This window comes from Paenibacillus sp. FSL R7-277 (assembly GCF_000517965.1).
Taxonomy (GTDB): Bacteria; Bacillota; Bacilli; order Paenibacillales; family Paenibacillaceae; genus Paenibacillus_AQ; species Paenibacillus_AQ silagei.
In genome coordinates, this window is the sequence record NZ_ASPX01000115.1 from 305,854 (window position 1) to 318,673 (window position 12,820).

10 protein-coding genes are annotated in these 12,820 nt (G+C 49.5%); 7 read left to right on the forward strand and 3 right to left on the reverse strand.

Annotated features, from left to right (window positions below):
* Positions 1–32 precede the first annotated feature (32 nt).
* The 7 genes from pflB to C173_RS29245 all read left to right on the forward strand — a co-directional run bounded on the left by pflB (position 33) and on the right by C173_RS29245 (position 9,201).
* Positions 33–2,294, forward strand: a complete 2,262-nt coding sequence (pflB, locus tag C173_RS29215) for a formate C-acetyltransferase (protein WP_036731874.1) — start codon at positions 33–35, stop codon at positions 2,292–2,294.
* 123 nt (positions 2,295–2,417) lie between these two features.
* Positions 2,418–3,155 (forward strand): pyruvate formate-lyase-activating protein, encoded by a 738-nt coding sequence (gene pflA, locus C173_RS29220; protein ID WP_036731876.1) that lies wholly within the window; start codon positions 2,418–2,420, stop codon positions 3,153–3,155.
* Positions 3,156–3,354: 199 nt separating this feature from the next.
* A complete protein-coding gene (locus C173_RS29225; protein ID WP_036731878.1) occupies positions 3,355–4,761 on the forward strand; it encodes an ABC transporter substrate-binding protein in 1,407 nt (468 codons plus the stop codon).
* Between the two features lie 75 nt (positions 4,762–4,836).
* Positions 4,837–5,721 carry a carbohydrate ABC transporter permease gene (locus C173_RS29230; protein WP_036731879.1) on the forward strand — a complete coding sequence of 295 codons (885 nt, stop codon included), beginning with the start codon at positions 4,837–4,839 and terminating at the stop codon, positions 5,719–5,721.
* On the forward strand, positions 5,721–6,551 hold the full coding sequence (locus tag C173_RS29235; RefSeq protein WP_036731881.1) for a carbohydrate ABC transporter permease: 831 nt from the start codon (positions 5,721–5,723) through the stop codon (positions 6,549–6,551). Before C173_RS29230 ends, C173_RS29235 begins: the two co-directional genes overlap by 1 nt.
* 27 nt (positions 6,552–6,578) lie before the next feature.
* Positions 6,579–8,432, forward strand: a complete 1,854-nt coding sequence (locus C173_RS29240; RefSeq protein WP_036731883.1) for a cache domain-containing sensor histidine kinase — start codon at positions 6,579–6,581, stop codon at positions 8,430–8,432.
* Positions 8,410–9,201, forward strand: coding sequence for a response regulator transcription factor (locus tag C173_RS29245; protein WP_036731885.1), 792 nt, complete (start codon positions 8,410–8,412; stop codon positions 9,199–9,201). Before C173_RS29240 ends, C173_RS29245 begins: the two co-directional genes overlap by 23 nt.
* A gap of 101 nt (positions 9,202–9,302) precedes the next feature.
* Here the strand turns inward: C173_RS29245 and C173_RS29250 are convergent, their stop codons facing one another.
* From C173_RS29250 to C173_RS29260, 3 genes are all read right to left on the reverse strand, one after another.
* Positions 9,303–9,929, reverse strand: coding sequence for a nitroreductase family protein (locus C173_RS29250; protein WP_442792683.1), 627 nt, complete (start codon positions 9,927–9,929; stop codon positions 9,303–9,305).
* Entirely contained in the window at positions 9,907–10,923 is a 1,017-nt protein-coding gene (locus tag C173_RS29255; RefSeq protein WP_155991679.1) for an ABC transporter substrate-binding protein, read from the reverse strand. Before C173_RS29255 ends, C173_RS29250 begins: the two co-directional genes overlap by 23 nt.
* Positions 10,924–11,014: 91 nt before the next feature.
* Positions 11,015–12,598, reverse strand: coding sequence for a helix-turn-helix domain-containing protein (locus C173_RS29260; protein WP_036731888.1), 1,584 nt, complete (start codon positions 12,596–12,598; stop codon positions 11,015–11,017).
* Positions 12,599–12,820: the final 222 nt, after the last annotated feature.

The window sequence follows — 12,820 nt, forward strand, 5'->3', positions numbered from 1 at the left end:
AAATATAATAAATATAAATGGAGGGATTTAGCATGTCGGTGATTGAAAAAGAAGTATTAGAAGCAAAATCGGGTTGGAGAAATTTCACAAAAGGTGTCTGGGCCAAGAAAGTTGACGTTAACAACTTTATTGCAAAGAACATCAAGCCTTATGAAGGAACTGAAGATTTCCTGGTTGGACCTACCAGCAATACAACTGAACTGTGGAAGATTATCTCCCAGCTGAGCAAGGAAGAAAGAGAAAGAGGCGGCGTATGGGATGTATCCCTCGATACTGTCTCCACCATCACTTCCCACGCTCCTGGCTACATTGACAAGGATAAGGAACAGATTGTCGGCGTTCAGACTGACGCTCCTTTCAGACGTTCCATTCAGCCGTTCGGCGGTATCAAGATGATGATCGATGCTACTAAGGCATACGGCTTCGAGCTTCCGCAGAATATCGTTGACATGTTCACGAACATCCGCAAAACGCATAACCAAGGCGTATTTGATGCATATACACCAGATATGAGAGCTGTGCGTAAATCCGGCGTAATCACAGGCCTTCCTGATGCTTATGGCCGCGGACGTATCATCGGCGACTATCGCCGTATTGCTCTGTATGGTATTGATTTCCTGATTAAAGACAAGAAGCAGCAACTGGCTGAGCTTGAAGTTGACTCCATGACAGAAGATGTTATCCGTCTGCGTGAAGAGCTGTCCGAGCAAATGCGTGCTCTGGGCGAACTGAAACAAATGGCTGCAGCTCATGGTATGGATATTTCCAAACCGGCTACGAACTTCAAAGAAGCTACACAATGGGTATACTTCGGTTATCTGGCAGCTGTTAAAGAACAGAATGGTGCGGCTATGTCCCTTGGACGCGTATCTTCCTTCCTCGACATCTATGTTCAACGTGACTTTGAAGAAGGTACTCTGACAGAAGAGCAAGCTCAAGAAATCGTTGACCATTTCGTAATGAAGCTGCGTATCGTGAAATTCCTGCGTACGCCTGACTATAACGACCTGTTCTCCGGCGACCCAACTTGGGTTACAGAATCCATCGGTGGTATGGCTGAAGATGGTACAACCCGCGTAACCAAGAACAGCTTCCGCTTCCTGCATACCCTGTACAATCTGGGACCGGCTCCAGAACCAAACCTGACTGTACTGTGGTCCGAGAAGCTTCCTGAAGGCTTTAAGAAATATTGTGCTAAGGTATCTATTGAGACCAGCGCTATTCAATATGAGAACGATGATGTAATGCGTCCATACTGGGGTGAAGATTATGCAATTGCCTGCTGCGTATCCCCAATGCGTATCGGTAAGCAAATGCAGTTCTTCGGTGCCCGTGCCAACCTGGCTAAGGCTCTGCTGTATGCGATCAATGGCGGTAAAGATGAGAAATCCGGTGCTCAGGTAGGTCCTGAATATCCTGCGATCACTTCTGAATACCTGGATTATGATGAAGTAATGAAACGCTTCAAACCAATGATGGAATGGCTGGCTAAGACTTATGTCAATACGCTGAACATCATTCACTATATGCATGACAAATATTCCTACGAACGTATCGAAATGGCGCTGCATGACCGCGACATTCTGCGTACTATGGCTTGCGGTATTGCCGGACTGTCCGTTGCTGCTGACTCCCTGAGCGCAATCAAATACGCTAAGGTTAAGCCAATCCGCAACGAAGAAGGTATTGCTATCGACTTTGAAACTGAGGGTGAATTCCCTTGCTACGGTAACAACGACGACGCTGTTGACGGCATTGCTGTTGAGCTGGTTGAAACCTTCATGTCGATGATCCGCAAAAACAAAACGTATCGTGATGCTGTACCGACTCAATCGGTACTGACTATCACTTCGAACGTTGTCTATGGTAAAAAGACTGGTACTACTCCTGACGGACGTAAAAAAGGCGAACCATTCGCTCCTGGTGCTAACCCAATGCACGGACGCGACAAGAAGGGCGCCCTGGCATCCCTGAACTCTGTTGCCAAACTTCCTTACTCCGATGCACAGGATGGTATCTCGAATACCTTCTCCATCGTTCCTAAGGCGCTAGGTAAAGACGAAGATTCCCGTAAGTCCAACCTGGTCTTCATGATGGACGGATATTTCCACAATAACGCTCAGCACTTGAACGTTAACGTATTTAACCGTGAGCAGCTGCTTGACGCTATGGATCACCCAGAGAACTATCCACAGTTGACCATTCGCGTATCCGGCTATGCTGTTAACTTCATCAAGCTGACCCGTGAACAACAGATGGATGTTATCAACCGTACATTCCACGATTCCATGTAAGAAGCATTCTTGTTCTACAAGAACTGAAACCAATCAAAGAGCTGCCGCCCTTGCAAGAGGGCGGTACACTCTTGTCTGAAAGTGGTTAAAATTTTAAGTTTTTTTTCGAAAGGATGACATCTCATGCTTAAAGGACATATCCACTCTTTGGAGACGTTTGGAACGGTGGATGGCCCGGGTATCCGCTTCGTGCTTTTTATGCAGGGCTGCCTGCTCAAGTGTCAATACTGCCACAACCCGGATACATGGGAACTCAATGAAGGCAAGGAAATGACCGTCGAGGAAGTACTGGCGGAAATTGAGCCTTACCTGAATTATTATAAAACGTCCGGCGGCGGCCTGACCGTATCCGGCGGTGAACCAACCCTCCAGGCGCATTTCGTGAAGCAACTGTTCACCGAGGTGAAGAAACGCTGGAATCTGCATACCACGCTTGATACCAACGGCTATAATGATGGATCGAAAATCAGCGACCTGCTGGATGTTACCGACCTGGTACTCTTGGATCTGAAGCATATTGATGATGAAGCGCATATCAAGCTGACCGGTAAGTCCAACGACCGTACCTTGAAGCTGGCCCGCTGGTTATCCGATAATAACCGTAAAATGTGGATTCGCCATGTCTATGTTCCAGGCATTCACAACAAGGAAGAGGATTTACAGAATCTTGGACGGTTCATTGGCACACTTAATGGAGTTGAGAAGTTCGAAATCCTGCCTTATCACGTAATGGGCATCTACAAATGGAAGGAGCTTGGCCGTCCCTATGAGCTTGAAGGGGTAGAGTCACCTTCCGATGAAGAAGTGCAGCGTGCGTACCGGCTGATTGAAGAGGGTCGTATGCAGACCGCATTGGTCTAATTGCATATAATAATTTCGAAAGCGGAGCTTCTATTCTGAGGAGTTTCGCTTTTTTTCTATGTCAGGAAACCTAACTGAATCCGCTTCCATTAGAGGATTTTATCCCTATTGAAGATAAATCTTAACCTTACGATTACAAATGTGATTTTCTATAATTAGAGTTGTAAGGGAAATCATGAAATAGGGAGGGTCACCCGTAATGAGAAAAAGTCTAACACTGCTGTTGTCCCTGATGTTCGTTAGCTCGGCGCTGCTGGCTGGCTGTGGAGGCAACAAGAATAACAATGCTGCTGCCACCAAAGAGCCTGCTGCAACGAATGAAGCTGCTGCTACCAATGCTGCCGCAACGGAAGAACCGGCTAATGCTGAGCCTTTTGAAATGACGATCCGTCATACCCAGGTTGGAGCGGACAAACAGAAACGACTGGCTATTCTGGAGGATGTGGTGGGCAAGGTGCAGGCGGATGTGCCTGGACTGACCTTCAAGCTTGATGGAGTAGATTCGGATGTGAACCGTAAGGAGAAGCTGCGCGGTGAAATGGCGGCCGGTAACCCTCCGGAGATCTTCGACCTGTTCGGTAGCCCGGACTCCAAGATCTATGCCAAAGAAGGCAAGCTGCTGGACCTGACCCCGATCCTTGATGAATTAGGCATCAAAGACAAGTTCTCTAATCTGGACCCGTTCACCTATGAAGGTAAGATTTACGGTCTGCCGATCGGCGGCTCCGGAGAAGGCTTCTTCTATAATAAAGAATACTATACCAGCAAGGGCTGGAAGGCTCCGACAACCTTCGCTGAACTGGAGCAGCAGCTGGCCGATATTAAAGCGGATGGTAAAGTGCCGATGGCCGGTGCCTCCAAAGCAGGCTGGGTACCGCTGATGCTGGCCAACCATCTCTGGTCCCGTTATGCCGGACCGGATGTGACCGCGAAGTTCGCTACCGGTGAAGCGAAGTGGAATGATCCGAACGTTATCAAGGGCTTGGCGAAATATAAGGAATGGGTGGATAAAGGCTACTTCAAGAAGGGAGAGCTGGGCTTCGAATATGCTGAATATACGACCCAGTTCACCAGCGGTGAAGCCATCCTGATGTATGACGGGACCTGGAAGTCTTCCGTGTTCAAAGCCGGCCAATCCGGCGAAGGTCTAATCGGCAAGGTCGGCTTCTTCAATATTCCTGCGGTTGAAGGCGGAGTGGGGGATCAGACGGCGCTTATGCGCGATGTGAACAACGGTTATGGCTTCTCCGCTTCGGCGGGTGAAGATGAGCGGCAGCTTGCAGCAGTGAAATCCTTCATTAAGAATATGTTCAATGAAGAGATGCAACTGCGCGGTCTGGTAGAGGACGGAGTCCTGCCTGCCATGAAGATCGATCAGGCTGTGCTGAACAAGAACATTACGGATGATCTGATGAGTGAGATTGTCGCTGTATTGAATAGCTCCCAGTCGTCCTTCCCGGCCTTTGATTCGCTGGTGCAGGCGGATGTCACCACTGAAATCAGTAATATCCAGATTCAGAGCCTGATCGGCGGGCAGACGACTCCTGAGAAGATGGGCGAAGCGCTTCAGAAGATACAGGAAGAGGCTAATGCAGCGGTGGAATAAGAGACGGTGAACTGTATGTGCCCTGGTGCTTGCTCCAGGGTGCATTTTTCAAAAGAAAGCAATATGGAGGTAGCTATGAATAAGGCACTGAGAAATCCTCTGGTGTTCATTCTGTTCGTTATTCCGGCACTGGTGCTGTTCGTAATGTTCTTCATCTATCCCATCTTCAGCTCAATCTACTATAGCTTCACTAGCTGGAACGGTGTATCCGAGACGGTCAAATATGCCGGAGTGGACAACTTCAAGAAAGCGCTGGGAGATGAACGCTTCTGGATTTCTGTGAAAAATAACGGGTGGTTCATTCTCTTCTCCGTAGGCATACAGGTGCCGCTGATTGTGTTCTTCTCCTTACTGATTGCGAATGTGAAGAAGCTGAAGGGGCTGTACAAGACGGCGGTATTCATGCCATCCATTATGTCTACAGCGGTTATCGGGATTCTCTGGGGCTTCATCTATGAGCCGAATATTGGCTTGTTCAACAAAGTGCTTGGCCTTGTCGGCATTGAGCCGGTCTACTGGCTGTCGGATGAGCGCTTCGCCATGCTGTCAATTCTGATTACGAACGCCTGGCAGTGGACCGGATTCTACATTGTAATGGTACTGGCGGCGATTCTCTCCATTCCCGGTGAGCTGGATGAAGCAGCGGCCATCGATGGCGCTACAGGGTTCCAGCGGGCTACACGCATCACTCTGCCGCTGATCGTACCGATCATCTCGGTGGTAATTATGCTCTCCATTGCCGGAGCGATGAAGGCTGCCGATATCGTCATTGTTATGACCAAGGGCGGTCCTGCGGGTTCAACCGAGGTAATGGCCACCTATATGATTAAGTATGCGATTACCAACTTCAAATACGGGTACGGCAATACGATCGCTGTTCTGATCTTCTTGTTCACACTCGTGGTAACCGCCCTCTACCAGCTGGTGTTTGCCCGCCGTACGGAAAGGATTGAATACTGATGCCGCGCGCGCTGAAAAAAAGTCTGCCGCACATCGCCCTGCTGGGGTATCTGGTGATTGTGCTGTTTCCGTTCCTCTTTGTCCTTTTCTCTTCGGTGAAGAAGGATAATAATGCGATTGCCCTCAACCCCTTCGGCATTCCGAAGAGCTTCGAATGGTCCAACTATGTGGAAGCGTGGGTGAATGCCAAGATCAGCACTTATTTTTTCAACAGCTTATATATTTCGGTTCTGGCCTCTGTGGTGTCTATTCTGCTGGCGTCTATGTTCGCCTTCGCGGTCACGCGGATGCGTCAGGGGAAGTGGAACGGCATCCTCTTTTCGCTGGTCCTGATCGGAATGCTGATTCCGAACAATGCGCTGATGCTGCCCATCTACACGATTGTCCGCAAGCTGCATATTCTCAATACCCACTGGGCGCTCATTATTCCTTACATTGCCAACGCGATTCCGTTCACGATCATTATTCTGGCGGCCTTCATGCGTTCGCTGCCCAGTGAAATTGAAGAAGCGGCGGTCATGGATGGCTTGAAGGCCCCGGGTATATTTGCTAGAATTATTGTACCTTTGACAGTTCCGGCGATGGTTACTGTATTCATTGTTAATTTCCTGGGAAATTGGAATGAGTTCCTGCTGGCCAACTATTTTCTCTCCAATGACGAGCTGCGTACGCTCCCGGTGGGGATGGTCCAGTTCCGCGATCAGTATCAGATGAATTACGCACAGATGTCGGCGGGGATTGTCTACAGTGTGGTTCCGGTTATAGTGATTTATGCGGTTCTGCAAGAGAAGATTATTGAAGGCGTCACCGCAGGCAGTGTAAAAGGATAATATCAATCATGTCAGGAGCAACAGCCGATGAATCTGCGCTACAAATTGTTTACGGCATTCTTAGGCCTGATTATCATTCCGCTGTTCATTCTTGGCATGATTATGTTCTTCGTGACTTATAATTCCATTGAGAAGAAATACAGCCAGCAGTCCGAATATTCGCTCAAAGCGATCAGCTACAGCATTTCTAATGTGTTCAAGGATATGGACAATGTGACTGACAACGGAATTGCCACCTCGGTCTTTCATATGGCGCTCAGTGCGGATGATCCCTCCAAGCAGGATTTAACCGATGCCGAGCAGCTCAGCCTGAATGCCAGCCAGCGCAATTTCCGCAGTCTGCTCTATAATCATCCGTCAATCAGCTATGCTTTCCTGTATAATTTCAACGGAAAAGGGAGCTCGGAGATCGTGTCGGTCTTCAACAAGGAGAACTTCCGCACCCTGCCCTATGATAAGTTCAAAGGCAGCGAGCTGTACCAGGAGGTCATGAAGCTGAACGGGGTTCCGAAATGGCTGGCCCCGCATGAGTACCCTGAGCTGACCGGGACGGAGGCTGTATTTACGCAAATCCGGCTGATTAAGGAGCTTAGCTTCTTTCAGAATATCGGCATTCTGGTGGTGCAGATCAAGAACTGGGAGTTCGAGTCGATTTTTCGCAATCTTAAGATTGGCGGCACCGACCAGAAGGTGTCTTTCATGCTGGTTAACGATGACGGGATGATTCTGCTGGACCCGGACAGGCAGCTGGACGGGCAGGATTTCCGCGGCTTCACCACGAAGGAGATTACGTTTAAGCCCGGCTTTCAGAGCTTCAAGACGCAGTTCGGCGGAGAGAAAAGCATTCTGTCAGTCTACCATCTCAAGGAGTATCCCTGGAGTCTGGTCTCCATCACTTCTTGGGATACTTTGTCTCATGAGGTGACGGTGTTCGCCCGCTGGTTCGTCGTAGTGATGTTCCTGTGCCTCCTGGGTGCTGTCATCTTCAATCTGTTCTTCATGAACCGGATTACAGGCGGGATTGCTGTGATCGTGCGCTTCATGCGCCGGGTGGAGGACGGTGATCTTACTACCCGTGTTGAGGAGAAGGGCAACGACGAGATGACGCTGCTGGCCAGAGGCTTCAATGATCTGATGGACAAAATCAATACATTGTTCAGCCGGGTTCATGTGGAGCAGCAGCGCAAGAATCAGGCGGAAATGCGTGTGCTGCAGGCCCAGATCAAGCCGCATTTTCTGTTCAATACCCTGGAATCGATCAATGTGCTGGCTGTGCAGAATGAAGGCCGCAAGGTCAGTGAGATGGTCTACCGGCTGGCGAGTATTCTGCGGATCAGCATTCAGGACAGGGATGAGATTACACTGGAGGAAGAAGTTAAACATCTGCGCAATTATCTGGATATCCAGAAGTTCCGGTTCGAGGATCTGTTCGATTATGAGCTTGAAATTCCGCCAGAGCTGATGGGCTGCGGGATTCTGAAGCTTACGCTCCAGCCGCTGGTGGAGAACAGTATTCAGCATGGTTTTGAGGGGATCGGGTATAAGGGTCTCGTGAGTGTCAAGGTGTGGGAGACCCAAGGCAATCTGGTGCTGCGGATACAGGATAACGGAATCGGGATGACCCCGTCTCAGCTATCGATGTTTCAATACATGGTAAATGACGCGGCAGAGCAGCAGCCGGAAAGCAAGCCTGGGCAGGGCATTCATCTGGAGCGGCGAGGGCTAGGGGTACGAAGTGTTGCGGACCGGATACGGATCGAATACGGCGACAGATATGGGATTTTCATATGTGCAAGTCCTGGGGAAGGAACGATCATCCAGTGCGTCATTCCGAAATACGGGCAGGGGGAAGGCCATTATGCTAAAAGTATTATTGGTTGACGATGAAGCGCCTATTCTGAGCAATCTCAACACTGTGCTGCCCTGGCAGGACATGGGGATGGAGGTTGCGGGGATGGCCCGCAGCGGGATGGAGGCGCTGCGCATAGCCGAGGACTGTCCGCCCGATCTGGTGCTCTGTGATATCCGGATGCCGGTCATGGATGGGCTGACATTCATCGGCAAGCTGCGGGAGATGGGGCTTACGAGTGAGGTGCTGCTGCTCAGCGGCTACCAGGAATTCGATTATGCGCGTGAAGCCATACGGCTGGGTGTGAAGGAGTATATCTGCAAGCCGATTCATTACGGGGAGCTTGGCGACAAGGTGCGGGAGATCGGTTCGCGGATTCGCAGCAGGCAGTATAAGGATAAGTTGTACAACAGCATCCCGTTGTTTCAGGAAGTGCCTGTGGCTGATGAGCCTGCCAAAAAAACAGCGGAGCAGCTGATGAACCAGGCCGCACAGTTCATTACGGAGCGCCTTCATGCGGATCTCGGCATTGATGAGGTGGCGAATACGATTGGCATCAGCAGCAGTTATTTCTGCCTCCTGTTCAAGAACCGCTTCGGGGTGACCTTCGTGGAATATGTCACCCAGCAGCGGATTGATGCTGCCAAATTCATGCTCGCCAGCAGTGATAAGAGCATCACGGCCATCAGCTCGGGCGTCGGTTATCAGGAACGCCGTTATTTCACCAAGGTGTTCTTGAAGCAGACGGGAATGACCCCCAAGGAATACCGCAGCAAATTCAGGACGGCTGAAGCACAGTAAGTCTGCTTTTCCAGTAATTAGGGCTGTCCCGCAAAGCCGTGAAATGGCCTTGCGGGACAGCCCTCTGTTTTTTTAAAGCAGGAACCGGCTACGATCTCTTGTCAACAATTATCCGAATGGTTGCCTTCTATAACTGTCAGCAAGTCTACAGCAGCAGTACGCGGTTTTGGAGCAGGCTTGTCTTCGGGATCGAAATATCCCATATGCAAGGTGCCAACGATTTTCTCGTTAGGAGTTACACCTGCTGCTGACCGAAATGAGGAATCTTCATTAAAAGCAGTGGTCTTCCATACCACGCCGATTCCTTGTTCCCAGGCCAGCAGCTGAATGTTCTGAATCAGAGCGGCAGTTGCTGCCAGGGCCTCCTCCCAGGCTTTTGGAGGAAGGGCGCTATGCATTATCACGATGAGGTGGACCGGAATCCGCCTGCAATACGTATCATGTATCTGTGCACCGAATTGTTGAACGAATGCTTCCGGGCGTGTCTTCAGAACAGCGTCGGCAAATATTGTCCGGCCCTCCCCTGTGAACAGGATGAATCGCCAAGGCTCTTTTTTGGAATGAAAAGGTGCCCATACCGCATTGTCCAGCAAGTTGAGCAGTGTGCTCCGGGCAATGGGCATTCCATTAAATTCCTGTATGGTTCTTCTGTCGCGTATCGTTCGTATGAGCAGGCTGTCAGGAGTGGGAGTCATGGCTCGTCCCTCACGATTCCGGCAGGTAGGCATTCGAGATTTCATCGATAACCTTGCTTAGTCCGATTGGGCCATAGCCGGCAAACCACAGATTTGCATCACCGATATACACATGTTTGTTCTTGACAGCTGTAAGGTTGGCCCAGATTGAAGTACTCATAATATTATCCAGAGCCGTCTGGTTACTGTCACCTGGGCGAAGAATGATGAACATACGGTCAGGATTCAGCTCGGGAAGTACTTCTTCGGAGATGGCTACATTCCATGAGTCCTTGAAATCTATACCTTCTGTGGAAGCGGGGGTTAGTCCCAGAGGGCCGAAGAGCGTAAAATTATCTCCCGGTTGAATCAGCTGCAATTGCTTGTCCTGTATTCGCATATAGGCGACAGTCTCAGTGGCAGCAGTGGCAGCCAATTCGTTCCTTACCGCAGCTATCTTTGATTCATAATCGGCGTGGACCTGATCAGCCACAGTTTCTTTTCCGAAGATTTCTGCCGTTTGCCGGAATCGGGTCCAATCATCTTCATTTTCATTGTCGAAAAGTATCGTTGGCGCAATCCTTGATAGCTGCTCATAGTTCGCTTCGTTCAGTGTCTTAGAAGCAAGAATGAGATCCGGCTCCGCTTCGAGCAGTGCTTCCAAGTTAGGTGCTTCTCCTGAGCCAATAACGATAGTATCCTTCATTTGGTCTGACAGGTATTGGGGGAATCCCAGATCGTTGTATGTAACCATTGCATGAGGTTCAATTCCAAGTGCCAGCAGATGGTCAGCAAAAACATAAAGCATGCCCGCAACCTTTTTCGGATGTGCCGGAATTTCTATATCTCCTTTAATGGTTGAGATGATACGGGTATCCGTATTTTCAGCCGTCTTGGCAGGTACTGGAGAAGTGGAGCCGGCAACCGCCGAACCTCCATTATTCCCGCTGTTGCTGCATCCAACGACTAGCCCCAGCATTATTACTCCAAGCAGGCCGATGACTCCACGGCTAAATTTGTGTTTGAATTTTCGAGTATAAGGAAACACAAGCCACACACCTTTCGTAATTGATTTTGATAATCATTATCACAATTTAATTATAAGGAGTGGCATAGGTGGGTGCCATGGACAAAAATGCTCATCGCCTGGACATATGGCTCAGGAGCAAATCGCTTGAACGGCGCAGAAATAAATCATGGGCCATCGAGGTGTAACAGGAATAGAGACTTGAATCAGCGGCCTCGTAGACGTTTCCTTTTCGTACGGCATTTAACTCCCTCCATGCTTCTTGTGAAGCTAGCGAACGATGGATCAAATCACGCTGTGCGGAGTTACCCGATGTAAACAGAATCAGATGGTCAATGCTGCATTCCGAAAGCTGATCTGGAGTAAGAAGAATGGAATGCTCTACATTCAGTAATTGCCGGGGTCTCTCAAGCTGCAGATCTTTATACAGCACGGTACCCAAGTTACGGTTGCCGAACAGGCGGAAGCACCCGTTCTCATATTGCGCCACAGCAACTTTTTCGTCCTCCAGCTTTTCTCTGACACTGAGCCGAAGACTCTCAGCCAGCTCTTCGTACGCCTCAAGCCACTGCCGGGCGATCTCCAGACGGTTCACCGCTCTCGCAATTATCCGGAGATGCTCACGCCAATCCCCTTCAAATGGCACGGTACACGTTGGGGCAATATGGGGGAACAAGCCTGCTTTGTCCGGTTCCGCATAATCTGAATGTTCGAAGCTGATAATCAGCTCCGGCCGGGCATTTGCCAGTCTGCCGAGGTCGGGCTGATCATCCCCCAAGCTGATAACGTTATTCAAGCTATAGGCAGATCCGCGTGAATTATTAATCAATGCCGCATAAGGCGTTAAACCTAATGCCAGCAAATGAGAGGTGTAGGGATGGGCCATGGAGGCAATACGAGTGGACATACGGTGTTTTTTAACATATACAGATGGTGAAATACCAATGGCTGATTTGAATTTACGGCTGAAATAGAACTCATCCTGATAGCCTACATGGTGCGCTGTGTCACGGAGCGTCATTTCAGAGCGGAGCAACAAATCACCCGCATGACGAATGCGGACAGAATTCAGATATTCCATCGGGCTCCGGCCCACCTGTTTTTTGAACAGCCGGGAATAATGGGCGACGCTCATTCCTGTCATTTCGGCAAGCTTTTCTCTGGTCATGGGCTGCCCGAAATGACTGTCTATATAGGCTTTGGACTGGTCAATTATTGCAGTTGAGGGAGTGCGATGCTTAGTCTCCGGACTGTCTGGTCTCCATAACTGAAGCAGCAATTCCTGGAAACGGATAGATGACTCCATTCTGTCCCAGCTGCTGCCCTGCCAGCAAGAGCAGATCAGGTCAGTCTTAGCTAACGCTTCAGACCAAAGGGCAGGCGGGAAAATATCGGCCTCCAGCTCTCCGCGCTGAAGCGTATGCTGTCCGTCCATAGTATATACATCAAAGGTAAAACAGCAGTATTCCAGAGAGTGCTTCTCCTTCACTAACAAGCGCCACGGTGTATCAGGGAGCAGCAGCAGTACATCGCAAGAACCAAATTCAGAGCAATAGCCTTTAGCTTCAACTTCGCCGCTGCCTTTAATTCCTATGAGGAGGGTATGCCTGTCTGACTTATGTATTTCAGATTCAGATCCAGCCGGATTAACACAGCGGGCGTCGATAAGTTTGTATAACCCTTCAGATGGATTCATTTCAGCTTAAATACTCCTTTCACATGAAGTCTGCTACTATTATACTCTTCTGGTGACAGGTGGGGGCACCCCATTAATAATGGAGCTAATTGGATTTATATAGATCTTTCTTTACACAGAATGAAACTTTTCTCCGTTGCTTGCGTCTAATACTATGTTTTGTAAAATGAACGTGGCAAAATATGCTGACGTCCTGAAGAGGGCGGTTGCGTTTTTGCGGGG

Bases quoted from the DNA above. Each gene is read 5' to 3' on its own strand.
- pflA (WP_036731876.1), top strand. From the start codon at position 2,418: ATGCTTAAAGGACATATCCACTCTTTGGAGACGTTTGGAACGGTGGAT.
- C173_RS29235 (WP_036731881.1), top strand. From the start codon at position 5,721: ATGCCGCGCGCGCTGAAAAAAAGTCTGCCGCACATCGCCCTGCTGGGG.
- C173_RS29260 (WP_036731888.1), bottom strand. From the start codon at position 12,598: ATGAATCCATCTGAAGGGTTATACAAACTTATCGACGCCCGCTGTGTT.
- C173_RS29240 (WP_036731883.1), top strand. From the start codon at position 6,579: ATGAATCTGCGCTACAAATTGTTTACGGCATTCTTAGGCCTGATTATC.
- pflB (WP_036731874.1), top strand. From the start codon at position 33: ATGTCGGTGATTGAAAAAGAAGTATTAGAAGCAAAATCGGGTTGGAGA.
- C173_RS29245 (WP_036731885.1), top strand. From the start codon at position 8,410: ATGCTAAAAGTATTATTGGTTGACGATGAAGCGCCTATTCTGAGCAAT.
- C173_RS29250 (WP_442792683.1), bottom strand. From the start codon at position 9,929: ATGCCTACCTGCCGGAATCGTGAGGGACGAGCCATGACTCCCACTCCT.
- C173_RS29225 (WP_036731878.1), top strand. From the start codon at position 3,355: ATGAGAAAAAGTCTAACACTGCTGTTGTCCCTGATGTTCGTTAGCTCG.
- C173_RS29230 (WP_036731879.1), top strand. From the start codon at position 4,837: ATGAATAAGGCACTGAGAAATCCTCTGGTGTTCATTCTGTTCGTTATT.